This window comes from Telmatobacter bradus, from assembly GCF_048629425.1.
Lineage (GTDB): Bacteria > Acidobacteriota > Terriglobia > Terriglobales > Acidobacteriaceae > Telmatobacter > Telmatobacter bradus.
In genome coordinates this window covers 501,204-524,833 of record NZ_CP184532.1, presented here as the reverse complement: position 1 = coordinate 524,833, position 23,630 = coordinate 501,204, and the positions used below count along the sequence as shown (strand labels likewise).

At 56.6% G+C, this 23,630-nt stretch carries 24 protein-coding genes and 1 tRNA gene; 15 read left to right on the top strand and 10 right to left on the bottom strand.

All coding sequences use genetic code 11. From position 1 onward, the window contains the following. Positions 1-41: 41 nt before the first annotated feature. Together ACOBR2_RS02330 and ACOBR2_RS02325 are read left to right on the top strand one after the other, a co-directional pair. Positions 42-1,202: a hypothetical protein gene (locus tag ACOBR2_RS02330; RefSeq protein ID WP_420238460.1), complete on the top strand. Its 1,161-nt coding sequence runs from the start codon at positions 42-44 to the stop codon at positions 1,200-1,202. Positions 1,203-1,204: 2 nt separating this feature from the next. Next, positions 1,205-2,446, top strand: coding sequence for a hypothetical protein (locus ACOBR2_RS02325; protein ID WP_420238459.1), 1,242 nt, complete (start codon positions 1,205-1,207; stop codon positions 2,444-2,446). A gap of 105 nt (positions 2,447-2,551) precedes the next feature. Here the strand turns inward: ACOBR2_RS02325 and ACOBR2_RS02320 are convergent, their stop codons facing one another. Beyond that, positions 2,552-4,177, bottom strand: a complete 1,626-nt coding sequence (locus ACOBR2_RS02320; RefSeq protein WP_420238458.1) for a DUF5597 domain-containing protein — start codon at positions 4,175-4,177, stop codon at positions 2,552-2,554. A 220-nt stretch (positions 4,178-4,397) separates the two neighbouring features. On the opposite strand from ACOBR2_RS02320, the gene ACOBR2_RS02315 reads away from it, so the two are divergent. Then, positions 4,398-6,608 (top strand): alpha-galactosidase, encoded by a 2,211-nt coding sequence (locus tag ACOBR2_RS02315; protein ID WP_420238457.1) that lies wholly within the window; start codon positions 4,398-4,400, stop codon positions 6,606-6,608. A 182-nt stretch (positions 6,609-6,790) separates the two neighbouring features. Here ACOBR2_RS02315 and ACOBR2_RS02310 read toward each other — a convergent pair. Next, positions 6,791-6,867 (bottom strand) — tRNA-Val (locus tag ACOBR2_RS02310). A gap of 225 nt (positions 6,868-7,092) precedes the next feature. Between ACOBR2_RS02310 and ACOBR2_RS02305 the strand changes: the two genes are divergently transcribed. The 10 genes from ACOBR2_RS02305 (at position 7,093) to iscX (ending at position 14,338) form a co-directional block, all read left to right on the top strand. Then, positions 7,093-7,713 carry a CDP-alcohol phosphatidyltransferase family protein gene (locus ACOBR2_RS02305; RefSeq protein WP_420238456.1) on the top strand — a complete coding sequence of 207 codons (621 nt, stop codon included), beginning with the start codon at positions 7,093-7,095 and terminating at the stop codon, positions 7,711-7,713. Beyond that, positions 7,710-7,976, top strand: a complete 267-nt coding sequence (locus ACOBR2_RS02300; protein WP_420238455.1) for a hypothetical protein — start codon at positions 7,710-7,712, stop codon at positions 7,974-7,976. Before ACOBR2_RS02305 ends, ACOBR2_RS02300 begins: the two co-directional genes overlap by 4 nt. A 169-nt stretch (positions 7,977-8,145) precedes the next feature. Then, a complete protein-coding gene (locus ACOBR2_RS02295; protein ID WP_420238454.1) occupies positions 8,146-8,595 on the top strand; it encodes an RrF2 family transcriptional regulator in 450 nt (149 codons plus the stop codon). A 69-nt stretch (positions 8,596-8,664) separates the two neighbouring features. Continuing rightward, positions 8,665-9,918, top strand: a complete 1,254-nt coding sequence (locus ACOBR2_RS02290) for an IscS subfamily cysteine desulfurase (protein WP_420238453.1) — start codon at positions 8,665-8,667, stop codon at positions 9,916-9,918. A 203-nt stretch (positions 9,919-10,121) separates the two neighbouring features. Further along, positions 10,122-10,514 (top strand): Fe-S cluster assembly scaffold IscU, encoded by a 393-nt coding sequence (gene iscU, locus ACOBR2_RS02285; protein ID WP_420238452.1) that lies wholly within the window; start codon positions 10,122-10,124, stop codon positions 10,512-10,514. Positions 10,515-10,628: 114 nt separating this feature from the next. Continuing rightward, positions 10,629-10,994: a HesB/IscA family protein gene (locus ACOBR2_RS02280; RefSeq protein ID WP_420238451.1), complete on the top strand. Its 366-nt coding sequence runs from the start codon at positions 10,629-10,631 to the stop codon at positions 10,992-10,994. Between the two features lie 21 nt (positions 10,995-11,015). Continuing rightward, positions 11,016-11,708 (top strand): Fe-S protein assembly co-chaperone HscB, encoded by a 693-nt coding sequence (hscB, locus tag ACOBR2_RS02275; protein ID WP_420238450.1) that lies wholly within the window; start codon positions 11,016-11,018, stop codon positions 11,706-11,708. Between the two features lie 6 nt (positions 11,709-11,714). Next, positions 11,715-13,658: a Fe-S protein assembly chaperone HscA gene (hscA, locus tag ACOBR2_RS02270; protein ID WP_420238449.1), complete on the top strand. Its 1,944-nt coding sequence runs from the start codon at positions 11,715-11,717 to the stop codon at positions 13,656-13,658. Between the two features lie 37 nt (positions 13,659-13,695). Further along, entirely contained in the window at positions 13,696-14,097 is a 402-nt protein-coding gene (locus ACOBR2_RS02265) for a 2Fe-2S iron-sulfur cluster-binding protein (protein ID WP_420238448.1), read from the top strand. Between the two features lie 22 nt (positions 14,098-14,119). Beyond that, on the top strand, positions 14,120-14,338 hold the full coding sequence (gene iscX / locus ACOBR2_RS02260) for a Fe-S cluster assembly protein IscX (protein ID WP_420238447.1): 219 nt from the start codon (positions 14,120-14,122) through the stop codon (positions 14,336-14,338). 31 nt (positions 14,339-14,369) lie between these two features. Here iscX and ACOBR2_RS02255 read toward each other — a convergent pair whose 3' ends face one another. The 5 genes from ACOBR2_RS02255 to ACOBR2_RS02235 form a co-directional block, all read right to left on the bottom strand. Further along, positions 14,370-14,855, bottom strand: coding sequence for a YraN family protein (locus ACOBR2_RS02255; protein ID WP_420238446.1), 486 nt, complete (start codon positions 14,853-14,855; stop codon positions 14,370-14,372). A gap of 199 nt (positions 14,856-15,054) precedes the next feature. Beyond that, entirely contained in the window at positions 15,055-15,600 is a 546-nt protein-coding gene (locus tag ACOBR2_RS02250) for a DUF4337 domain-containing protein (protein ID WP_420238445.1), read from the bottom strand. 81 nt (positions 15,601-15,681) lie between these two features. After that, complete coding sequence (gene cysS, locus ACOBR2_RS02245; protein ID WP_420238444.1) at positions 15,682-17,160, bottom strand: cysteine--tRNA ligase; 1,479 nt, start codon at positions 17,158-17,160, stop codon at positions 15,682-15,684. A gap of 267 nt (positions 17,161-17,427) precedes the next feature. Then, positions 17,428-18,546, bottom strand: a complete 1,119-nt coding sequence (locus ACOBR2_RS02240) for a glycoside hydrolase family 28 protein (RefSeq protein WP_420238443.1) — start codon at positions 18,544-18,546, stop codon at positions 17,428-17,430. Then, positions 18,539-18,889: a hypothetical protein gene (locus tag ACOBR2_RS02235; protein WP_420238442.1), complete on the bottom strand. Its 351-nt coding sequence runs from the start codon at positions 18,887-18,889 to the stop codon at positions 18,539-18,541. Before ACOBR2_RS02235 ends, ACOBR2_RS02240 begins: the two co-directional genes overlap by 8 nt. Positions 18,890-19,170: 281 nt before the next feature. Between ACOBR2_RS02235 and ACOBR2_RS02230 the strand changes: the two genes are divergently transcribed. Beyond that, positions 19,171-20,220 (top strand): PhoH family protein, encoded by a 1,050-nt coding sequence (locus ACOBR2_RS02230; RefSeq protein WP_420238441.1) that lies wholly within the window; start codon positions 19,171-19,173, stop codon positions 20,218-20,220. Positions 20,221-20,292: 72 nt separating this feature from the next. On the opposite strand, the gene ACOBR2_RS02225 is transcribed toward ACOBR2_RS02230, so the two are convergent. Then, entirely contained in the window at positions 20,293-20,616 is a 324-nt protein-coding gene (locus tag ACOBR2_RS02225) for a hypothetical protein (protein WP_420238440.1), read from the bottom strand. Between ACOBR2_RS02225 and ACOBR2_RS02220 the strand changes: the two genes are divergently transcribed. After that, positions 20,606-21,382, top strand: coding sequence for a PilZ domain-containing protein (locus ACOBR2_RS02220; protein ID WP_420238439.1), 777 nt, complete (start codon positions 20,606-20,608; stop codon positions 21,380-21,382). The genes ACOBR2_RS02225 and ACOBR2_RS02220 overlap by 11 nt on opposite strands. A gap of 153 nt (positions 21,383-21,535) precedes the next feature. Here ACOBR2_RS02220 and ACOBR2_RS02215 read toward each other — a convergent pair whose 3' ends face one another. Further along, positions 21,536-22,738 carry an FprA family A-type flavoprotein gene (locus tag ACOBR2_RS02215; RefSeq protein WP_420238438.1) on the bottom strand — a complete coding sequence of 401 codons (1,203 nt, stop codon included), beginning with the start codon at positions 22,736-22,738 and terminating at the stop codon, positions 21,536-21,538. A gap of 322 nt (positions 22,739-23,060) precedes the next feature. After that, on the bottom strand, positions 23,061-23,600 hold the full coding sequence (locus ACOBR2_RS02210; protein ID WP_420238437.1) for an AAA family ATPase: 540 nt from the start codon (positions 23,598-23,600) through the stop codon (positions 23,061-23,063). Positions 23,601-23,630 lie beyond the last annotated feature (30 nt).

Sequence of the window (23,630 nt, the reverse complement as noted above, 5' to 3'; positions counted from 1 at the left end):
ACCTTTCAGGTTCAGGGGAACGAGTCATCAGGGAGCTAGATATGGATGCATCGCGAAGGGATGTGCTAAAGATTGCGGCAGCTCTACTGGTAGAGCAGTGGGCTGCGGCACGCGGACTCGCACAACAGAGCGCCGGAACCGCTGCCGCGCAGCGCAAGGTGATTGTGGTGACCTGTGGCGGCATGCGCCGGGAAGATACTTTTGCCAAAGAGGGATTGCGCAACATTCCTCATTTAAGCAACGATCTTTTCAACCATGCTCTCTTTTTTCCGGCCATGCGCAATGCGGGAGTCACCTCACACTTCAACACGCTTTCGAGTCTGCTGACAGGCACATGGCAGCGGCTGGACGATTGGGGCCTGAGCTCGCCCACCGAGCCAACCATTGTTGAATTGTTGCGCAAGCAGACAAAGATGGCGCGCAACCAGACCTGGATCATCACCAGCAACAAAGCCATGACCAATCGTATTGGTGCCAGCACGGCGCAGGGTTATGGCGCGGAGTTTGGAGCCAACGTCATCTTCCCCAAGCAACTGCTGATCAACGCCGTGGTGCACGCCGCTGCCGAGGGCCGGGCCGTGCATAGTCCGGATCGCAGCACGGTGCAGCCGGAGATTGAAAAGATGCTGAACCGGGAAAACTATGACGGTCTGGGCTGGTCAGTGGGAGAAACCGCCGCTCTGGATCCAATCACGCTGGGAGCGGTTCAACAGGCGATTGACGATCTAGTGCGCACGTCGGCTCCCGCCACGGGGGACGAGTTTACTTTTCTGGTAAGTGCCGAAGTGATGCGAAGGTTTGCACCGGCATTTCTTACCATTACATTTTCTGACATGGAGGTGGCGCACTTCGGTTCCTACTCCCTGCATCTGTCGGGAATTCGCACCGTGGATCGGCTGGTTGCGGAGTTATGGACGCTGATCGAGTCGCTGCCTGAGTATCGTGGCAAAACCACGCTGCTCGTGCTGCCAGAGTTTGGGCGCGACATGGATGGATCCACCACCAACGGCTTCTTCAATCATCGCCAAAATAGTGAATCCACGCGACTCACATGGATGCTCTGCCTGGGCGATGCGGTGCGCAGGCCACAGGTAATCGAAGATCCCGTTGAGCAGATTCAACTTTGCGCAACACTTGGAAAACTATTTGAAATCGCGACGCCTGCCGGAGTGGGCCGTCCGCTACCGGGACTTTGGCTATGAGAATGCTTGATAGCAACGCTGACATTGCTGCAACAGAACTGCATCCCCCAGAACACGCGCGTGCGCTGATCAAACGCTTGCCCCTCACCATGCGGCCCACGCTGAACCAGCAATTACATGGATGGGATTCGCTGTACCCCTACGAGCATCGTCGGCTGCTCGATTTTCTGCAAGGGATGGAGAGTTTTTCACCCCAGGCATGGCAGGCACAGACTCGCCCTTTGATTGATCTTGAAAAAAAGATGGGCGTGGAGCGCTGGGATTTTTCAGAAGACGAAGACACCATGGAGAACGCCTCTCATCTGGCGCGATCGGCGGATTACATTGAGTGGCGCGACCAGGTGCAAAGCCTCTTTCAGGCCATTGAAGCGGCAGCGCAGAAGAGTGCGCCCCCTTCCTCGCAGCGTGCCCGTCTGGTGTTGTTGATTCTTCCCGAGAGTCTTCCGGTGGATGCGCCCAGCCAGTGGAAACCGTGGGATAAGCATGGCCGTATTTACACAGTTGCCGGTGGCACGCGCGGATTGAGTGAACGCATTGTGCAGGAATTACCCGCCGCGCTCAGTACCCCTCCGCCAGCCGAAGGCTCCGATCTTTGGTTGATTGATGCCGGAGCCGAGTTACCCAAGCTTCCGCCAGCGATGGCCGAGCAATTGCGCTACGCACACCTTCTGCCCTTTCGAGATCGTTTTCTGGAGCAGGTAAACACCATTCCGAAAAACATTGCGGTCAGCGATCATACGCTGAACGAGGTGCGCCACCAGAATTGGGAACGCTGGAGTTCCGATGAGTTAAAAGATCAGCCCCGCTTGCGTAACTTTTCAGTCGATCTATTTTTGAGCGGCAACGGTGCGCTCATCTTTTCTAGCGCATTTGTAGAGTGGGCATCGTCAGAGGCTTTGCGGCGCGCGCGTCCGCGAGCATTGGTGGCGCGCTTTGGCATGCGCGGCAAACCAAAACCCTTCACCGGAATTGCGATCTTTGAAAATCAGCAGCACATCAACACGCTTCCCGATGTAGATGATCCTGAAGGCAGCGCCATAGATGCGCTGGAACTGGCGCGTTACGTCTGGCTTGCCGCTGCGCGCTATCCCGAGCATGAGCAAACCATCTGCCTTTGCATTGCCGAACGCCACGATGCGGTTTATCTGATCACGCCTGAGGACAAAACTCCTCCGTGGTCAGCACAGACGCCGATTGCGTCCGAAACAATGGCAAAGTGGATTACTCAGTTACTCGCAGTATGAACTCATGACTTGCCCGTCGCATACGCAAAAATGAAGGGCCGGAGAGCAATTCTCTGCTCACCGGCCCGGTAAATAGATTCAGACTTCTGCCGCTGAAGAAGTGTTTCAGAAGCGACCCATCTTGATGTGAACCACTTCGGGCTTTTGATAAAAACAGAGGCCGCGATCGGTCTCATCGCCGTTCCACAGACGCAATGGCTTCCACGCGTCGTTTTCGTAAACCCCCTGCTCGGCACGCACCACCTCACTGTGAATCCAGGGCAGCTTGCCCGGCAGATGGAAGGCGACACTCACGTCCTGGCCTGTCACCAGAAATTCATCGGGGCCGATCTGTGCAACCAGAACCGTTCCGTGCGCGTCCTTAGTGCCCGGCGCGAGCCTGCCATCCCCCTGCGGGAAACCAAAAGCGACCGTGGCCTGCCAACCGCCAAAATCGATCTCCTGCGTCTCCTTGCCCGGCTCCTCAATGGCGGTTTTCACCTTGCCTTCAAATTGCAACGCGGCAGTTGTGCGCGCCATGGGGGCAAACAGGGCAAAGTTTTCGCCATGCGCCTTCCACGGCTGGTCGCCCAGAATATTCCAGCCCGATTGATCTACGCCAAAGGGAGAAAAACCCAGCGCACCCTCACCCAGTGCGAGATAAAAGAACTTGCCAAAGCTGTCTGCGCGACCTGTCTCCGGAATCCACAATGGATTGTCGGGCCGATGATAAGCCTGAATCGTATTGCGATAGAAAAGCGGCACATCGGCATAAATATCCGGTCCGATCATGTCGATGGAGGGAGCCAGTTTGCGCCACAGCCCAACCAGCTTCTGCACTGCGCCGCCGCTCGGATAAGCGATTCCGGGCTGCTCCAACTGCCGTTGCGCCAGCTGTGCCGCCGGATAGTCGATCCAGACGTTGATGTAGCAGGGAATGTTGAATTCGCTTTTGCCCGCCGCGGCAATCTCGTTGATGTATTTGGCCTGATGGTAGGCCTGAAAAAGCTCATCCGCGTCGGCGCCAAACACCTGGCTCCAGGTACCAGCTTGCTTGCCAGTAGCCTTCAGCATTTCCTCGGGAACTGGTCCGGCAAACAGCTTGTTGGCCTCTGGCGAATTGTCGCGCACGCTGCCAATGTTGCCTGACTCGTTCTCCACCTGCACCATCAGCACCGTATGCTGCTCGCCATCGATACCCTTCAGGTGCTTCATCAACATGGTAAAGGCCATTTTATCGGCTTCCAGCGTGCTTTTGCCAATGGGTGAGAGCACATCAATCGGTTCGCCATCGGGCCGGATGGTGCGCGGAAACTTCTTCGTATCGGCCTTCACCCACTCCGGCGCGTAGTGGTTGTTGCCATTCTTCCAGGTGCCAAACCACAGCAAAACCACGTGCAAGTGGTGCGCCCGCGCGCCGTCCACAATCGCGTCCACGTTGCTGAAGTCAAACTGCCCTTGCCGGGCTTCCATCTGCTCCCAGTAAACAGGAGCCTCGACGGTGTTGGCGTGCAGGGCGGCCATCGAATCCCACACCTGGCCAAGTTCGCTCGGCCATCCGCTGGAGTTGTGAATCTGCCCGCCCAGCATCAAGTACGGTCGCCCCTCCACCATCAAGGCATAGCGTCCGTCCTTCTGCACAAGTTGAGGAGCTTCAACCGCTTTCAACTGGGTAGACGCGGTAAATGCGATAAGAACCAAGGCAACCAGGGCCGTAATCGGCCGGCAACGCAAGCAACCTGCAAAACGCATGGAAATCCTCCCTCAGCAATGTAACCGGATACATTTATCTGTGCAACCCATTTTTTCTCAATCTTTGACGATGCTTGAACAGAAGCCCGTAGGTACAGCCGCGCTCAAAGAACCGCTTCAATACGAGAAATAAAGCACTTGTGCAACCTTCTCGGCAAACCATTCCTGTCGCATGATAGAGTGTTTTCGTTTCCAAAAGCAGTGATCGGGGTTCAGTGAAATGAAAATGATTACATTAGCCTTTTTGGCTCTCACCACTTCCCTCTCTGCCCTCGCTCAGCCCACCTACGACGCCAGCCACAAGACCTTTCGTCTGGATGGCGGTGCGGTCAGCTATGTGTTTGGCGTGAATCCGCGTGGCGAGTTGCAGCAGATCTACTGGGGTGGTCGGCTGGGCGCATCCGATGCTCTGCCCCAGGCCGCTGCAAACCCCGATTGGGCCTCGTTTGACTCATCCGTCACCACCACCCCGCAGGAGTACGCGGGCTGGGGCGCAGGACTCTTTGTTGAGCCAGCCTTGAAGATCAGTTTTGCCGACGGTAACCGCGACCTTGTCCTCCACTACCAAAGCTACCAGCCAACCCAAAATGGCTTCGACGTACTGCTCAAGGACATTGATCGTCCACTTTATGTGACCCTGCACTACAACCTCGACCCGGAGAGCGGCATCCTGGCCCGCAGCGCGACGATTGAAAATCGCGGCAAAGATGCGCTGACGATTGAGCAGGCCGCCGCTGCAGCCTGGGCTCTGCCTGCCGCGCACTACACACTCAACTACCTTACCGGTCGTTGGGCAGGTGAATGGACGCTCACGCAGGAAGCACTACATCCCGGTGAGCGCTTGCTCGAAAGCCGTCGCGGAACCACCGGCCATCAGGCCAATCCGTGGTTCGCGCTTCAGGCAGGCGAGGCCAGTGAGCAGCAGGGCGAGGTCTGGTTTGGCGCTCTTGCCTGGAGCGGTAACTGGCGCATCACAGTTGAAGAAGATCAACTGGACGCCGTGCGCATCACCGGCGGTTTCAATCCCTTTGACTTTGGTTATGTTTTGCACGCCGGAGAAAAACTGGATACGCCGGTCTTTTACGGCGGCTATGCTGCGCATGGCCTGGGCGAAGCCTCGCGCCTGCTGCACAGCTTTGAGTTGAAGCATATTCTGCCGCGCACGGCGGCCACCGCTGGGCAACCTTTGCCCAAGCCGCGCCCCGTCATCTACAACTCGTGGGAAGCAACCGAATTCCATGTGGATGAAGCTGGCCAGAGGTCGCTTGCGGAAAAGGCTGCGTCTCTGGGCGTTGATCGCTTTGTCATGGACGACGGCTGGTTTGGCCAACGCAAGGACGATCACGCCGGACTGGGCGACTGGTACGTGAATCCGGAAAAATTTCCTCATGGACTCAAGCCACTCATCGACCATGTTCATCAGCTCGGCATGGACTTTGGACTGTGGGTAGAGCCAGAGATGGTCAATCCTGACAGCGACCTTTACCGCAAGCATCCAGACTGGGTTCTTAACTTTCCCGGACGGCCCCGCAGTGAAGCTCGCAATCAACTGGTGCTGAATCTGGCGCGGCCCGATGTGCGCGCCTACGTCTTCGGCTTTTTGGACAAGCTGATCAGTGAAAACCAGATTGCCTTTCTCAAGTGGGACTACAACCGTAACTGGAGCGAGCCCGGCTGGGATCAGCTTCCCGCCGCTGAGCAGAAACGCGTCTATGTCGATTTCATCCGCAACCTCTACAGCATTCTGGCCGAACTGCGCAGCAAACATCCCAACGTTGAAATTGAATCCTGTTCCGGGGGCGGTGGCCGCGTGGATCTGGGCATTCTGCAATACACCGACGAGGTCTGGCCCTCGGACAACACCGACCCCTTTGACCGCCTCACCGAGCAGGACGGCTTTACCTACGCCTACACGCCGCAGATCATGATGGCCTGGGTTACAGATTCACCGCATTGGCTCAATCACCGTTCCACTTCTCTCACCTATCGCATGATCAGCTCCATGCAGGGTTCGCTCGGCATTGGCGCGAACATCCTGCACTGGAACGACGAAGAAATCGCCACCGCCAAGCGCCTGATCGCCGCCTATCACCAGATTCAGCCCACCATCGTGCAGGGCAATCTTTATCGACTAATTTCACCGCGCGAGAACAGCGACTTCTCGGCAACGGAGAGCGTTAGCCAGAATCAAACGCAGGCTGTCGTTTTCGCCTTTATTCATGCCACACAAGAGGGACGGAGCTTTCCACTGCTCAAACTCCAGGGCCTTGATCCTCAGGCCATCTATGCACTCACACCGATTGAAGGCAGCCTGCAGCCCAACACCCTGACCACGGCCAGCGGTGCGTACTGGATGAATCATGGTCTCTACTTCGGCGAAAATTTCCGGGGCGATTATCAGGCAGCAGCCTTCCGCCTTGACCGCAAATAACAGAGACGCGCTTACACGCGCCGGATTACGGACAAGCAACTGCAAGTTCAGAGATTATTCCTGACAGCAATTGAAAAAACACAACCGCAGAAGAAGAGTAAAAATGGAGAAAATGAGGATTACGGATTGCAATCACCCTTTGAAAAAGCATTTTTTAAGATTTAAACCGTTGCTTCTATATATGGTAGGCACGACTGGATTCGAACCAGCGACCTCTTCCGTGTCAAGGAAGCGCTCTAACCAACTGAGCTACGCGCCTGTAACCACTAAAAATAAGTGTAACAGGAATGTGAGCGGCTGCAAAGTGCAGGCCTGCAGGCAGGTGCGGTAGTATCGTTGTCAAACCGAAAGCAGTCCGCCCAAGCCGCATTTTCTGTCGTTCTTCAAGTTGCTTGCAGCCAATCGCAGAGCTTGATTTTGAATCGATGCGCGCTGTGCATTTGGCCTGAATCGGTTATTTTTTTGACGGATATACGATAGTGCCATGGGAGAAGAATCTTTTCGTCGGCTGAACCCCTTGCGTTCAGCGCCCAATCTGCTGACCCTGTTGCGGATCTGTCTGGCGCCGGTGCTGGTGGCAGCGGTGCTGGAAAACCGCTATGGGGTGAGCTTTGCACTCTTTTTGGTAGCCGGACTGACCGACGCCCTGGATGGCGCTCTGGCCCGTCTGCTGGAGCAGCGCTCCATGCTCGGCCATTACCTTGATCCGGTGGCCGACAAACTACTGCTCAGCACCCTCTTTCTGGTGTTGATGTACAAGGGATTGATTCCCACCACCGTGACGGTGCTGGTCTTCGGCCGCGACGTGGGCATTCTGCTGGTGGCGGCCATTCTGTATGCTGCCGTGGGCCGCCGCGAGTTCCAGCCCAGCATCTTCGGCAAGGCCAACACCGCAGCCCAGGTGCTGACCGTGGCCGTAATCCTGCTGCTGCAGATGGTGCAGACGCCGTGGATGCTGGCCGCGCGCAAATATGCGCTGGATGCGACGATGGTGCTGACCATACTTTCTGGTCTGCATTATGCCTGGCTGGCTTCACGTCGGCCTGCCAATGGTCATGGAACGTCCACAGGCAGCTCACAGCCCACTATTCCTGCAGGAAAATGAACACAAATCCCTCTGCCAACGGCAAGGCAGGCTCAGGGGAGACAGAATTTTCGGGAGCAAATGGTTCTGCCGCCCGGTCTTCAGGATTCTTCGTCGTCCTGCCGGGTTTCTGCCGCGTTTTCAATTTCCATATCGCGAAATTCTTCGGAATCAAAGACTTCGCCACACTCCAGGCATTCGACAAACTCACTGTCTCCGTGCCGGGAAACGATTCGAACCTTCGGGTGTCTGCAGGCGTTGGACATCGTGATCGTTTTGAATGAAAAGATACTCTTGCGCCAGATTGTAGCGGGAAGCCGCCCCATTGCATACGAAGAAATGTAAAGATTTGCCCGTCCGATCGAGTTTATTTCCCAACCTACGACAAAGGCATCTTGAAATACCGACACATTTAGTCCTATACTGAACGCGGACTGAAGAGGTCCGGATTCGATGCTCAAGCTTACCAAAAAAGCCGACTATGGGTTGATGGCGCTCAAGTACCTTGCCGAGCATCCTGAAACCACCACGCTCAGCGCCAAGGATGTGGCCGACGCCTACGGCATTCCTGCCCAGCTGCTGGCCAAGATTCTGCAAACGCTGACCAAGAAGGGTCTGCTGCGGTCGCAAGCCGGCATGAACGGCGGCTATGCGCTGGCCCGCAGTGCGGCTTCGATCTCGGCCTTTGAGGTGATTCTGGCCATTGACGGCCCGTTCTTTATCACCTCTTGCGATAAGGGCGCAAAGTCCTGCGAATTACGCTCGAACTGCACCATCAAAGAGCCTCTGGCGCGGGTAAACGAGACCATTGCGGCCGTGCTCAGAAGCATCAGTATTCAGGATCTTACGGAAAAGGAAGCGACTCATCCGGCCGCCCTTGAAAAACTGGTTTCTTTAACGTAACTGCGCCGCTCCGGCGGCTTTCCCCCTCCGCCGGCGTGCGGAGCCAATGCAGAAACGAGGATGACGATCATGGGTGAATTTGTCAGTACAGTGGAAGTCCCAGCTGGTGTAAGCCTGCCGATTTACATGGACAATCATGCCACCTGTCCGCTGGATCCGCGGGTGCTTGAGGCAATGATGCCGTATTTGACCAGCGCCTTTGGCAATGCCGCCAGCCGCAACCACAGCTTTGGCTGGGAGGCGGAAAAGGCCGTGGAGACGGCCCGCGAACAGATCGCCAGCCTGATCGGCGCAAGCGCCAAGGAGGTCATCTTTACCTCCGGCGCCACCGAGAGCGACAACCTAGCCATCAAGGGCGTGGCGGAGATGTACCGCGAGCGCGGCAATCACATCATCACCCAGGTGACCGAGCACAAGGCCATTCTGGACACCTGCAAGCGGCTGGAGAAGCAGGGCTACCGCGTAACCTATCTGCCCGTGAAGGCTGATGGCCTGATCGATCTGGAAGACCTGAAGCGGGCCCTCGACGACAAAACCATCCTTGTCTCGATCATGGCGGCCAACAACGAAATCGGCGTGCTGCAACCGATTCGCGAGATCGGTAAGCTCTGTCACGAAAAGGGTGTGCTCTTCCATACCGACGCCGTGCAGGCTATTGGCAAGGTTCCCTTCAACGTGATTGAAGACAACGTGGATCTGGCTTCGATTTCGGCACACAAGATTTATGGTCCCAAGGGTGTGGGCGCTCTGTATGTGCGCCGCCGCAATCCGCGCGTGCAGATTTCCGCGCAGATCGATGGCGGTGGTCACGAGCGTGGCATGCGCAGCGGCACGCTGAACGTTCCCGGCATTGTGGGCCTGGGCAAGGCTTGCGAGATTGCTAAGGACGAAATGGCAGAAGAGGCCGTAAAGCTGCAGGGCCTGCGTGATCGCCTGCGGGCCAAGCTCGAAGCTGAACTCGACTATGTAGTTGTCAATGGCTCGTGGGAGCATCGCCTGCCCGGCAACCTGAACATGAGTTTTGTCCACGTGGAAGGCGAATCGCTGCTGATGGGCATCAATGATGTGGCTGTATCGAGCGGCTCGGCCTGCACTTCGGCCACGCTCGAACCCAGCTACGTGCTCAAGGCTTTGGGTCTGGGCGACGATGTGGCGCACAGCTCGATCCGCTTTGGTCTGGGCCGCTTCAACACCCAAGCCGAAGTCGATTACGTAGCTGCCAAGGTGATTCAGATTGTGAAGCATCTGCGCGAACTTTCGCCGCTCTACGAAATGGTCAAGGAAGGCATTGACCTGACCAAGATCGAATGGGCAGCGCACTAGAAACAGCCTCTAGCTGCTAGCTTCCAGCTTTTCGTCGCCTATTCAGCCGCGATCAACTGGGCGAGGCTGGGAGCTGGAGGCTAGCAGCTAGAGGCTAGGAAAGCTTTCAGCTTTTTTGTACTTTGCGCGCCGTTGTCGCATCCAATAGCAAGATGAAGCTGAGGGCAGATAGCCACAGCATCATCGCAGAGGAGAACAGAGTCATGGCATACAGCGAACAGGTCATCGATCACTACAACAATCCCCGCAACGTGGGCGCACTCGACAAGGGCGCGCAGGAAGTGGGCACCGGACTGGTCGGAGCTCCGGAGTGCGGCGACGTAATGCGCTTGCAGATCAAGGTCAATCCTGAAACGCAGGTCATCGAAGAAGCCAAGTTCAAAACCTTCGGTTGCGGCTCGGCCATTGCCAGCTCATCGCTGGCCACCGAGTGGATCAAGGGCCGCACGGTAAACGACGCGCTGGAGATCAAGAACACCGACATCGTCAAGGAGCTCTCGCTTCCGCCGGTCAAGATTCACTGCTCGGTGCTGGCAGAAGACGCTATCCGCGCCGCCATCGGCGACTGGAAAAAGAAGAACGGACAGGGTGAATAATTTTTCGAAGGATGCGGCTTCGCATAAGCGTACGCATCTTTCCTGCAGGAGTTTGTTATGCAAGGTTTTGTAAATCTTCAGTCTGCCTCACCCCAGTCTTCTTCAGGAGACACGGTGAAGCCCTCTGCCGCACCGCAGGTGCCTGTGGCGGGCATTCAGGTAACCGAAAAGGCCATCAAACGCATTCGTACGGCCATCGTCAAGGAAGGCATTTCCCCCGCCGAGGGTGGTTTGCGCCTGGGCGTTCTAGGCGGTGGATGCTCGGGACTTTCCTACTCCATCAAGTTCGACACGCAACCGCGCGAGCGCGACCGTGTTTTCACCTTTGACGATGTGCGCGTCTTCGTCGACCCCAAGTCGTTTGTCTATCTGAATGGCATGACGCTCGACTATGAAGAGACGCTGATGCGTCAGGGCTTCAATTTTATTAATCCCAATTCCGCGCGTTCGTGTGGATGCGGTTCTTCGTTTGGCGCCTGAGTCCAAAGTAAGAGTGCTCGCATGTTGAATGTTCTCAATAACGCCGTCCCGGTTGCCTGTTGGTCCTGCTCGATCAGTCATGTGGAATCCACGCTTTTCTGTCCGCATTGCAGCAAGATTCAACCTCCACCGGGCGGCGATTATTTTTCTGTTTTTGGTATAGCTCCCAAACTGAATCTTGACCTGAATACGCTGGAGCAGGAGTTTCACCGCCTCAGCCGCCGCCTGCATCCTGACCGCTACGCCCGCGCACTAGAGAATGAGCGCGAGTGGAGTCTGGCGGATACGGCGCTGGTCAACGACGCCTATCGCACGCTGAAAGATCCCCTCCGCCGCACCGAATATCTGCTCAAGCTCTCTGGCTCCGCGATTGGAGAAGAGCACAGCGGCAGGGATCGCAAGGATCCGTCGCGTGTGCCCGCCGATCTGCTGGAAGAAGCCTTCGATCTGAACATGCAGCTGGAAGAGATGCGCATGGCCCGCAAGGCAGGCGCGAAAGACGCTGATCTGGAAGCGCAGTTGCAGGATGCGAAGAAGAAATTTACCACATTACTGGCCGAAGTCGACAGCGATCTGCGCACCCAGTGGTCGGTGTGGGAAGCGGGCAACGACGAAGTGCGCAAGCAATCACAAAAGACCATGGTGGCACTGCTCGACCGCCGCCGTTACCTCAGCAATCTGGTCCGCGACGTAAACGAAGTATTGGGAGCCTGAACGACAATGGCAGATGGACGCGTAGTTGGTATTGACCTGGGAACCACGAACTCCCTGGTGGCTTATATGCAGGGCGAAAAGCCCGTGGTGATTCCCGGCGTAGACGGCTCAAATCTGGTGCCGTCAGTAGTGGCGCTCGATCCTCCTGCCGAGGGCGGCGGGCGTCCCTCCGTGACGGTGGGCAACAGCGCCCGCAAGTCTCTGATTGAAACGCCCGAGCGCGTCATCTACTCCGTTAAGCGCCTGATGGGCCGCAGCCTGGCAGAGGTTGCCCAAGAGCTCAAGTTTTTCCCCTTTCGTATTGCGGAAGATGTTGAAGCCGGCGAGGTGCCGCGCATTCAATTAGGCGAACTCAAGTTCACGCCGCCGGAAATCTCGGCCTACGTGCTGCGCCAGCTCAAGCGCAATGCCGAACGCTACTTTGGTCAGCCGGTCACGCAGGCCGTCATCACCGTTCCCGCCTACTTCAATGATGCGCAGCGCCAAGCCACCAAGGACGCGGGCCGCATGGCTGGCCTGGAAGTGTTGCGTCTGGTGAACGAACCCACCGCGGCCGCGCTGGCTTATGGGCTGGACCGCGCCAAGACCGGCACCATTGCGGTCTACGATCTGGGCGGCGGCACCTTTGATATTTCGATTCTCAAACTCAACGACGGCATCTTTGAAGTGCTGTCGACCGGTGGCGATACCCACCTGGGCGGCGACGACATTGACAACCTTCTGCTGGCCATTGCGCTCGATGAAATTCACGCCGAGCATGGTCTGGATCTGCGCACCCATCCCGGTGCCGTGCAGGCCCTGCGCAAGGAAGTCATCGACATCAAGATCAAGCTTTCCAGCGAGCCCATGGCAGCATTCGACATTGAGCTGCCCAACGGCGACCGCTATCAGCGCGAGATTCCGCGCGAGGTCTTTGAGCTGCTGATCGAGCCTGTGCTGGACCGCACCGCAGCACCCTGCCGTCAGGCTCTGGCCGACGCTGGCCTCACTGCCGAGCAGGTGGATGAAGTTGTTCTGGTCGGTGGTTCCACGCGGATTCCTGCCGTGCGTCAATTGGTGAACGATCTCTTCAAGCTGAACGCGCGCGGCAAAAAGCCCCACACCGAGCTGAATCCCGATGAAGTAGTGGCGCTGGGCGCAGCTGTGCAGGCCGACATTCTGGCTGGATCTTCGCAGACCACCAACGAGTTACTGCTGCTCGACGTAACACCACTCTCACTCGGCATTGAAGCCCTGGGCGGAACGGTGGCGCGCATCATTCAGCGCAACTCCACGATTCCCGCATCCGCTACCGAGTTCTTCACCACCGGCGTGGATGGCCAGACCAACGTTGCCATTCACGTCTTGCAGGGTGAACGCGAACTGGCCAGCGATTGCCGCTCCCTCGCGCGTTTTGATCTGAAAGGCATTCCGCCCATGAGCGCGGGCCTGCCTCGCATTGAGGTGCGCTTCCTCATCGACGCCGACGGCATTCTGCATGTGACTGCACGCGAGCAGCGCTCTGGCAAGGAAGCCGAAATTGAAGTAAAGCCGACCTATGGCCTGACCGATGAGCAGGTCGAGACAATGATCATCGACTCCTTCGACAATGCCGAGTCGGACTTTGCCCGACGTCTGCTGATCGAAGCCCGCAACGAGGCCGAAACAATTCTGACGGCCGTGACCAAGGCTCCGCAGAACCCGGCGTGGAATCATCTGAGCGACGAAGAGCAGAAGGCTGTGGCCGTCTGCCGTGGCGTTCTGATGGCTGCCAAGGAAAAAGAAGATGTGGAAGCGATTCGCCAGGCCATTGCCGCGCTCGATCAGTCCACCCGCCGCTTTGCCGAGTTGATGATGGAGTCGGCCGTCACCACTGCCATTCGTGGCAAGACGATGGAAGAGGCTGGCGAAGATCTGCACGAAAACGTGACTGCGCCACACACCTTCGCGCCGGCCGAGTTCAAGCAGTAGCTCCAGCAACAGAACGGGAACCCCGGAAAGGAATGCAATGAGCGAGAAGAACATCGCCCCAGAAAAACTAGTTCGCGTCACCTTTCAGCCCGAAGGCAAAACGGTTGAATTCGAGTACGGCACCTTGCCTTATGACAATCATGGCAAGCCCATGTCGTTTCTCGATGTGGCCGAAAATTTCGATGTTTTTCTCGATCATGCCTGTGGCGGCGCTTGCGCCTGCTCCACCTGCCATATTCGCGTGAAAGAGGATGCGGATGGCCTGAGCGCAGCCGAAGACGATGAACTGGATCGTCTGGATATGGCCGCCGATCAGCAACTCGACTCCCGCCTTGGCTGTCAGGCCGTCATTACTCGCCCCGGTAATTACGTAGTCGAAATTCCCAAGTGGAATCGCAACTATGTGAGCGAAGGCAAACCCCTGGACCATGCAGAATAACCAACCCCTTCGAGAAGAGAAAATGGCGAAAGAAATTGACTGGAATGAAGCCGAAGAGATCGGCATTCAGCTACAGGAAAAACATCCCGACCTCGATCCGCTGACGGTGCGCTTTACCGATCTGCATCGCTACGTAGTCGAGCTCGAAGGCTTTGCTGGGGATCCGCAAAAATCGAACGAGAGCAAGCTGGAAGCCATTCAGATGGCCTGGCACGAAGAGTTCGAAGACGCCAAAGGCTGACCCTTCGTCAGCCTTCGCGGAGCAGCAAGCATCACTGCCAGTCCGGGTCGAATTCACGCCAGCCGAAGGCCGCTTCAAAGTGCACGAACTCCTTGGGCTGGCCAGGAATCAGATAGACGCTCAGAATGTCGAAGCGGACTGCAGGAAACTCCTCCTGCGGCAGATGGAGCAGGTACTGCCGGACAAGCCGCCGCAGCACGCGGCGCTTGTGGCTGCCTACCGTAACTTCGGCGGGGGCAATATCATGCGCAGTACGCGTCTTCACCTCGACAATGCACAGCACATGCCCCTTCCACGCCACCAGATCCAGATCACCGGGCACAACGCCATCGGTCCAACGTCGGGCAACGACTACGTAGCCCTTCCGCCGCAGATAAAAGTAGGCCGCATCCTCGCCACGTAGGCCAGTGCGCAAGTGAGCTGGCTGCCGATCAAGCCCGCGCCGCTCGGCCATATAATCCAGCCACGCCAGGCTTCGCTCCATCCCACCCAGCCAAATGCGATTCAGTGCGTCCATGGTCCCCATTGTCAGAAGCGGATTGCCTTCTGGCAAGAAATTTCTTTGGGTGAGTGTTTTTTCTGTCCCGCCTGGCGTGAACGTATTCGGAATCCAGCCCCACCAAAAGCAAGGCGTAAACAAAGCAAGGCCTAAACATTGATAAAAAGTAAAAGGAGCGCGATCAGATCGCGCTCCTTTTGCTTGCATGAAAAAACTGCTACTTCAGAAGCAGCACCGACAACGCCGATCCAATACCGGCCAGCGCCGCCGCTAGACCCGCGTACCAGTAAGCTTTGCGCTTGGTCAGCAGCGTCACCGAAGTGATCACCATGCCGATTTCAAGCAAGGTTTCCGCCAAATCGAAACGATTGCCACGCGCTTCCACCTGCTCGACCTTGGTCTCCAGTGCCTCGGCCTTTTCCTGCTCTCCCTTCAAATCTTCGGTCCACTTTTCCTGATGAGACTTATAGCCTTCCGCGATCTTTTCCGCGGCTTTCTTGTCGGAAAGCTGCACCACCTTCAGCATGTCTCCAGCCAGCTGGGTGTTATAGGCGCGGATCTTCTTGGCCTGATACTCATTCCACTGATCGGTAGCCTTGTTCTGGTCCAGCACAGCCTCGGTGTGGGTACGGTGCCCAAGCACCGTGGCAATAGCCACCAGCACGGCCAGCACACTCATCGTGAAAGCTACGGGGCGCATCGACGACTCATGTGCGCCGTGCTCGGCGTGTTCCTGCAACTCCTGGGCTTCGTTCGCTTCCATATTTTTACCTCCGGAAAAAGCAGAGGCAGAGCTTTTGCCCTGCCTCCTGTTTCTGATCACTCACCGCTGGCCGCTATCCACTTACTTCCGCTTCCAGCGTGAGCCCTCGCGTGAGTCCTCGATGATGATTCCCTTTTCGAGCAGCTCATTGCGAATTTCGTCAGAGCGGGCAAAGTTGCGTTGCTTCTTGGCCTGCGTACGTTCCACCACCAGTGCATCGATGTCGGCGTCCGTAAGCGATTGGCTGGCCACCAGCTCCGGCGCAACCTCTTCCATGCGGCCTTCTTTTTCGGCCCACTCCAGCGCCTTGCGCGTCTGCTCGGCGTCCTTATCCTCAAGAACGTCAAAAACCGCGTCAAAGTCCTTGAGCACGGCCAGCACCGCATCGCGGTCGCCTGAAAGCATCTGCCCCTGATCGATGGCCGTGTTGGCCATGCGCACCAGGTCAAAGATGGGCGCACGCGCTTCGGCCGTGTTCAGGTCGTTCTCCAGAGCTTCGAAGTAAAGTTTGCCTGCCTTCTTGGCGGCCTCTTGCAACTCAGGCGAAGTGCCTTCGTTCAGCTTGGCTATCATCAGCCGCTGATGGAAGGTGCGCAGCCGACCGATGGCCGCCGTGGCTTCCGTCAGACCGTCGAAGGTGAAATTGAGCTGATGGCGATAGGGCACTGAAATCAGTGCCAGACGAATCGCCGAAGCCTTCCAGCCCTTCAGCAACAGATCGCGCAGGGTGTAGAAATTGCCTTCGCTCTTCGACATCTTGCGGCTATCCACCAGCAGAAAGCGCACATGCATCCAGTGCCGCGCAAAGGGCTTGTGCGTAACGCATTCGCTCTGCGCAATCTCGTTCTCATGGTGCGGGAACATCAGATCTTCGCCACCGGCATGCAGATCAAAGCTCTCGCCCAGATACTTCATGGCCATGGCTGAGCACTCGATGTGCCAACCGGGGCGGCCGCGGCCAATCGGCGTATCCCAGCTCGGCTCGCCGGGCTTGGTCGCCTTCCACAGCGCAAAGTCGCGGGCTGAGTCCTTGCTGTACTCGTCCACATCGACTCGGGCACCGTCTTCCATGCCGGAAAGGTCCTTCTTGCTGAGCTTGCCGTACTCCGGGAAAGCAGCCAGACGGAAGTACCAGGAGCCATCCTCGGCCTGGTAAGCAGCGCCTGCTGCGGCCAGCTTTTGGATCAGCTCAATCATCTGGTCAATGTGCTCGGTAGCGCGCACAATCTGCTCGGGCAGTTCAACGCGGAGCGAATCCAGATCGTCCAGAAACGCCGCTTCGTAGGGCCGCGTGTACTCGCCAATCGAGATGCCCGCACGCCCAGCGTTGCGGATGATCTTGTCGTCCACATCGGTAATGTTCATAACATGGTGCACGGCCACGCCGCTCAGCTTCAGAAAGCGACGCAGCACGTCTACGGCAAGAAACGTGCGAAAGTTGCCAATATGGCCGTAGTCGTAAACCGTGGGCCCGCAGGCGTACATGCGCAAGGCCTTGCCGTCCGAAGGAGTAATCGGATCAAGCAGGCCAGTCAGGGTATTGAATAAGCGGAGGGTCATCGTATCCAGCGTCCGGCCCACAAAGTGCGGGATCTCAATGGATTGTGGGCCTTTCCGATTGTATCAGCGCATGGAAAACCCCACCTGGAGGGCAGACCAGAAGATTCCTGCCTTTTTCACTTTTGCCTGACTCCAACCAGCGCGGGAAAGGCTCGTATTCGAGCAAGCTTCTTGTTTTCTATAAGATTCTTCCACCCACGCCGCCAGAAGCAGAAAGCCGGTGCGCGCAACGCACCGGCTCCCTACGCCCTGCCTGCGACGTGAGCGTTACTGCTTTGCCTCAATGGTCAGATTCTTCTGCAACACTTCGGCATATTTGATGGTCGCGTTTTTCTGCGCACTGATGTGCACATTTTCTAGCTTGAGGTTTTTAATGGGCGACTCCGGCAATCCCACAATGACCGCTGCCGTCTCCACACCTGTAGCCGTGACGTTGGAGATCGAAATATCATGAAAGTGCGGCGTCAACCGCGTCACAGGAGCGGGTTCAATCACCGGAGGAATCTTCGGATAAAACTCGGTGATGAGTATGGCCGTCCGCACATCCTCCATGGTGATATCGCGATAGGTCAGATCACTGATGTCATTGCCGCGATCCCGATTGGATTTGATGCGGATTCCGGTCCCTGTGCCCTTGAAGTGAACGCGCTCCACATGCACATGCTGCACGCCGCCGGAAATTTCGCTGCCAATCGAAAGACCGTGGCCATGCAGGAATGTGCAATCGCGAATGGTAATGTCGTGGCTGGGCGCATCCGGGCCGGCAGAGCCGGGCTGCCCGCTTTTGATGGCGATATTGTCGTCGCCCGTATCAATCAGCACATCTTCGATCAGTACATCGCCGGAAGAAAACGGATCGATGCCATCGGTGTTGTGCGCCTCTGCCGGATTGTCGGCCAGCACCTTCATCTTGCGAAAAACCAGATGGTCGGAGTAGTAGGGAACAATTTGCCACATGGGAGAATTCTTGACCGTAATATCTTCCATGCGAATATTCCGCGAGTGATCAAAGACGATCAGACGCGGACGGGGCGTATGCGAAACCTTCCACCAGGAGTCCCCGCGTCCATCGATGGTTCCGCCGCCATCGATCGTAATGTTTTCCGCGTTAAGTGAATACAGAAATGCCTGACGACCATGATCGTGGAATTCCTCTTTTTCCGGAAAATCCTCATGGTCCGTACTGGCCGCCAGCGTAGTTCCTACGCCAACTTCTAACGTAATGTTGCTTTTCAGCAGCAAGGGAGCGCTCACATACATCTTCGCTCCGCTGAGCTTCACAATGCCGCCGCCCTGCGACGAGCAGTCGTCTATGGCCTTTTGAATCACCTTCGTATCTTTGGTTACGCCATCTCCAACGGCTCCGTAACTGCGTACGTCACACACCTTCTGGGAGTGCAGCGCAGAACAAAACAACAACAAAACACCAACCATCCAAAGCAAGAAGTAGAACTTTTTCACTCGTCTCTCTCTCTTTCCTCTCGCGGCAATCTACCGTGCGGCAATTTTTCTCTTGCCGGAGTTCTCGCCGCTTCATTCCTCCGGCATTGCCTGCCCGGTACTGCCAGCCCAGGACTGCCAGTATTGACATGCACGATATATGCGCCACTCTTGCAAGCGCAACCACGATCCATCCAGTAAAAAGCATTTTGCACGCCATTGCCCCTCTTCCCAGATCATGAGACATCGAAAGCTCCTGCACTTTGCTGGTGCCGTCGATAACCCGCATGAAAAAACGACCTCGGCAAAGCGCCTCTGCCCGATCCCTCGCCGCACACGTAGAAAAAATTCAAACTCTTCTCATTGACGCCTGAGCCCTGCCGCGCTACTCTCAGGCCAGATACCGGAATTGATCGCCTACGCCAATCCGCGGCACACCCAGGCGGCTCCGAGCCAGCGCTCGATCCTGCCCGCCTCCGGTTCGCCCATCTCTCCAACTTATTTATCCTCACGCCGGAGCATGGTCTCCGGCTTTGTTTTTTCCAGATCACCCGGAGGCAAAAGGAATCCTTGAAGACAAAACTGGAGATTACGCCCAACCTTGAGCCCCTGTTTGGGACCCGCGATGAAAACCTCCAGCTAATGGAAGATGCGCTCGGCGTGCGGATTGATCTGCGCTCCGACTCTGTACATGTAGAAGGCGCGGAACCGGCCGTCAGCCGCGTCCGCACCATCTTTGAAGACTACGAAGCGTTGCGCCGCCAGGGCGTACAGCTGGGCAATGGCGAGCTCAACGGCATGCTTCGTCTGGTCGTCACTGATCCGGCCAGCACACTCAAGAACCTGGCCGACAGTGGCCGCCAACGCTCGGCCGGCATCAAACGCAGTGTGCAGCCGCGCTCACTCAACCAGCGACGCTACTTGGAGGCCATCGAAAAGAACGACATGGTCTTTGGCGTAGGTCCTGCCGGAACCGGTAAAACCTATCTGGCCGTAGCCATGGCCGTGGCTGCCATGAACGCCAAAAAAGTCAGCCGCATTGTGCTCGTCCGCCCCGCAGTCGAAGCTGGCGAACGCCTCGGTTTTCTGCCCGGATCGTTGCAGGAAAAGGTCGATCCATATCTTCGCCCACTCTACGATGCACTCTTTGACCTGCTCGAACCGGAGCGCGTGGAAAAGATGCTCGAAAAGAACATCATCGAGGTTGCGCCACTAGCCTTCATGCGCGGTCGTACTTTGAACGACGCATTCATCATCATGGACGAGGCGCAGAACACCACCATCGAGCAGATGAAGATGTTTCTTACCCGCCTTGGCAACAACTCCAAGGCCGTCATCACCGGCGACATCACCCAGATCGACCTGCCCAACCCGCGCAAGTCTGGCCTGGTGGATGCCATCAACATCCTGAGCGGCATTGAGGACATTCACTTCTGCCACTTCGAAGACGGCGACGTAGTGCGTCATGCCCTGGTACAGCGCATTGTGCGCGCCTACGACAGCGCCGGCAAACAGCAACCCCAGCTTCCACTCGAAGAGGGCGAGCCCATTAACGTTGGAGTAGAAGCCCGCAAAGTCCCTCCGGCACAAAAGACAGCCCGCAGCGGAAAACCGCAATAAAACATTTCCGCAATGCTGCAGGCCGAAGGAAACCTCTAACATTCCGCTACGCAGAACAAAAAAACAGGCCGGCTATAGACCGGCCTGTTTTTTTGTCTGCACGTCGTACAAACTGCCACGCATGAATTTTTCCCCGAGCTGTCTTTTGCAGGACACCCGGCAAACAGCACGGCAATCTACATGATTCTTTTCGGGGCGATTCCAGTAAGAAACATTCTCCGCCATGTCCCATTTTGGGACATGGCTAACTATTAATGTTACTGGTACGATGAATCGATTAGAACTCATTTTTTCTTTCTCGTGGATATGAATCTCGCTATCAGAGGCTATATCTATGCCTGTCGCAAGTTCCTTTAAGAAGGCCAGCGCACTGATTCCGGTCTGGATGTTGAACAACCAGATCTCTGCACTTTCAAAGATGGCCAAACGTCCTGTGTTGGTAAATATTGACGAGCTTGGCAGGCAGTTAAACGGTCAGGTAACAGAAATGACCGCAACCTATGCGCGAGTTCGACCCAGCGCCTTTTTTTATCTGTGTAACAGTGTTTACGCAGAGATCAGTTTTCGCTACGAAGACGTGATCTACATGCTTTCCGGAACCAGTGAGCCAACCGGCCGCGACAACACCTTCAAAATCGAATTTGACAGCGTAGCACGAAAGACCATGGGCACCCTGGGAAAGGCTCTGGGCGCGGCTGGCCTGATGGACGAAGAAAAAAAATCGTTGATTTACACGCCCTCGCCGCTTGGAATTGAGGACGTGAGCAATTTGCTACCCAAGGGCGATGAAAAAGCTTTGCTAAAGCGCCTTGCCCGCAAAATCCGCCGCGAACTTCCCCCCGGCGGAATCGACCGGAGAGCCTGCTGTCGTTATGAGGTTGAGAGCGAAGTGCGCCTCACATTTATCCGGGAATGCAAGCTTCAGCAGTGCCTGATGATTGATCTGAGCCTTACCGGTTGTCGGCTTTTTTTTGAGGATCCCTGTCCTGTTCCTCTTGGGACGCAGGTAGAAATCCAGTTTTTGGAAAACGGTTATCCCTTGCGCCTGGCAGCCTCCGTACAGGTCGTCGCCAATCCCCACACGCTGGGCCTGAAGTTCTCCAACAATAGTCTGCGCATGAAAGAACGGCTTGCCTGCCTGATCGAGGAACTGGGTTCATAGTTGTAGATACCCGCCACGCCTGAAAAGCATTTGCATAAGATGCGAAATCCGAAATCAATACTGAACAGCTAGAGTTATTGCTCCCTTGCGTGCGCGTGCCCTGGGCCAAAAATCGGGCCCCGGGGTACGCGGCGTTGGTACACATTCAAAGTTCTAAAGCGCAACAGGCTTCTGCAGCGGTTGATTGGCCACGGTAATTTCTTCCACCAGACGGTCCAGAGATTTGTAATCGTTCGCATTGGGCTGGCCCTTGGTCAGCACCGGCTCAAAGAAGGTGATCTGATTCTTCAGGCCGCCCCGCAGCTCCACGATGCTCTTCGAGACAATGGCACCGCCCCATCCATACGAACCGATTACCGATACAAACTTGGTCTTGGGCTTGAGCGCGTTGGCCAGATACGCAGCCGAAACAATGTCCGGGTGTGGTCCGGCAAGCACGGCAGGCGATGCAAAAACCACCGTGGAAGCCTCTACCAGCGACTCGGCCACGATGCTCATGTCAGCGTCCACCAGATTGAAAGGTCGCACCGTGAGCCCGCGCTCCATCAGCCGGTCAATCAGGTAATTCACCATCTGGGTCGTGCTTTCGTACATTGAGACGTAGGGCACAATCACTTCCGCCCGCGGCGTCTCGCTCGACCACGTTTTATAGAGGTCCAGAATGAACTCCGGCTTGTGATACACAGGGCCGTGGCCGGGCGCAATCACCTTGATCTCCAGCGCATCCAGCCGCACCAGATGCTTGCGGATGTGCATCGAGAACGGCATCATGATCTCGGCGTAATAGCGCTTGGCCGCCGTGTACACACGCGATTCCTCGGTGGCGAACAACTCGCTTGTGGCCAGATGCGAGCCGAAGAAATCGCAGGTGAACAGCACCTTGTCTTCCACCAGATAGCTGACCATGGTGTCGGGCCAATGTACCCACGGCATCAGATGGAAGCTGAGCGTCTTGTCGCCCAGCGAGAGCGTGTCGCCCTCCTTCACCTCGATAAAGCGGTCGGCGGCAATCGGCATGGACTCCTTCAGCAGATCGCGGCAACGGGCATTGGTCACCACCTTGGCTTCCGGATAGGCATCCAGAATCGCGGGGATTGAGCCGGAATGATCCTGCTCGCCATGGTTGGCAATGATGTAATCCAGATGCGTCACACCTGCCTTGCGCAGCGCATCCAGATAGTCAGCGGTAAAGGGCGGATAGACCGTCTCGATCAGCGCCGTCTTCTGGCTGCCACGCACCACATACGAGTTGTAGGTTGTGCCTTCATGCAGCGGCATCAGCTGATCGAAAATCCGACGGTCCCAGTCAATGGCAACCAGGGAAAGAATGTCAGGTGTTATCTCGCGGGCGATCATGGTGGTGTTTTCTCCTTCTACATAGACCAGTGCAGCACGCTCCTGATCGGAACGGCGGCGGGAGCATTTCTCCTGCGGATGTGCGTCAGGAAAGATGCTCTAAATCAATCAGGCTTGAGGCAGATGATGCTCGGCAGCGCTCGGTCGCCGAACGCATCGCGCGTGGGCAAAATATCGGGCACAGGTGGGTGCATTTATACAAACTTGTCCGTGCTCCCCCGGCCGCGTTGTCTGGTTTGAGATTAGTGAAGGGCGCAGTTTCCCGGGTGTGATCCGAGTCACGGAAGTACCATTATAGGTTACGCGGTATCACAATATGGTCTTAGTATCCCAGGAACCTCTGCACTTCATCCATCTTCCGGGGTGAGACCAGAATCAGTTTTCGGCCTGAAAAAGCATGCACTGCACGCAGCAACTGTGCGCGTTGTTCGCGGCGGAAGCGCACGATGTAGGCCAAAAACTCCAGATCAAATCGCTCCGGGCAATCGCGGCCCATGTCGGATCGCACGCGCCCGCGCGTCATCCGCATTCGCTTGAGTGCCCTGATCACGCAAAGAGGCATTCTGTAGTCCAGGACGATGGCCGCGTCGGCATATTTAAGCCGAAACTCCAGAGTCGCGCCGTAATTTCCATCCATGATCCATGCGGGGTTTACAAGTTCCTCCTGCAGTTGCGCAAGCCACTCGGCACGCTCCGGTTCCACCCAGCCTGGCTGCCAATAAAGCTGATCCAGATGCACCAGGGGAAGTCCGGTTTCCTCAGCAAGTTGGCGCGCCAGGGTAGATTTTCCCGCTCCGGGCGAACCCAGAATCAGCAGCCGGTGAAAGGGTAAATGCTTCGGGCTGTGAGTGGTGGAACTCATTGCGCTGTCCGGCTTGATCATAACTTGGCA

Coding starts and splice junctions, on each gene's coding strand:
- ACOBR2_RS02330 (WP_420238460.1), top strand. CDS start 42: ATGGATGCATCGCGAAGGGATGTGCTAAAGATTGCGGCAGCTCTACTG.
- ACOBR2_RS02325 (WP_420238459.1), top strand. CDS start 1,205: ATGCTTGATAGCAACGCTGACATTGCTGCAACAGAACTGCATCCCCCA.
- ACOBR2_RS02320 (WP_420238458.1), bottom strand. CDS start 4,177: ATGCGTTTTGCAGGTTGCTTGCGTTGCCGGCCGATTACGGCCCTGGTT.
- ACOBR2_RS02315 (WP_420238457.1), top strand. CDS start 4,398: ATGAAAATGATTACATTAGCCTTTTTGGCTCTCACCACTTCCCTCTCT.
- ACOBR2_RS02305 (WP_420238456.1), top strand. CDS start 7,093: ATGGGAGAAGAATCTTTTCGTCGGCTGAACCCCTTGCGTTCAGCGCCC.
- ACOBR2_RS02300 (WP_420238455.1), top strand. CDS start 7,710: ATGAACACAAATCCCTCTGCCAACGGCAAGGCAGGCTCAGGGGAGACA.
- ACOBR2_RS02295 (WP_420238454.1), top strand. CDS start 8,146: ATGCTCAAGCTTACCAAAAAAGCCGACTATGGGTTGATGGCGCTCAAG.
- ACOBR2_RS02290 (WP_420238453.1), top strand. CDS start 8,665: ATGGGTGAATTTGTCAGTACAGTGGAAGTCCCAGCTGGTGTAAGCCTG.
- iscU (WP_420238452.1), top strand. CDS start 10,122: ATGGCATACAGCGAACAGGTCATCGATCACTACAACAATCCCCGCAAC.
- hscB (WP_420238450.1), top strand. CDS start 11,016: ATGTTGAATGTTCTCAATAACGCCGTCCCGGTTGCCTGTTGGTCCTGC.
- hscA (WP_420238449.1), top strand. CDS start 11,715: ATGGCAGATGGACGCGTAGTTGGTATTGACCTGGGAACCACGAACTCC.
- ACOBR2_RS02265 (WP_420238448.1), top strand. CDS start 13,696: ATGAGCGAGAAGAACATCGCCCCAGAAAAACTAGTTCGCGTCACCTTT.
- iscX (WP_420238447.1), top strand. CDS start 14,120: ATGGCGAAAGAAATTGACTGGAATGAAGCCGAAGAGATCGGCATTCAG.
- ACOBR2_RS02255 (WP_420238446.1), bottom strand. CDS start 14,855: ATGGACGCACTGAATCGCATTTGGCTGGGTGGGATGGAGCGAAGCCTG.
- ACOBR2_RS02250 (WP_420238445.1), bottom strand. CDS start 15,600: ATGGAAGCGAACGAAGCCCAGGAGTTGCAGGAACACGCCGAGCACGGC.
- cysS (WP_420238444.1), bottom strand. CDS start 17,160: ATGACCCTCCGCTTATTCAATACCCTGACTGGCCTGCTTGATCCGATT.
- ACOBR2_RS02235 (WP_420238442.1), bottom strand. CDS start 18,889: ATGCGGGTTATCGACGGCACCAGCAAAGTGCAGGAGCTTTCGATGTCT.
- ACOBR2_RS02220 (WP_420238439.1), top strand. CDS start 20,606: ATGTTGAACAACCAGATCTCTGCACTTTCAAAGATGGCCAAACGTCCT.
- ACOBR2_RS02215 (WP_420238438.1), bottom strand. CDS start 22,738: ATGATCGCCCGCGAGATAACACCTGACATTCTTTCCCTGGTTGCCATT.
- ACOBR2_RS02210 (WP_420238437.1), bottom strand. CDS start 23,600: ATGAGTTCCACCACTCACAGCCCGAAGCATTTACCCTTTCACCGGCTG.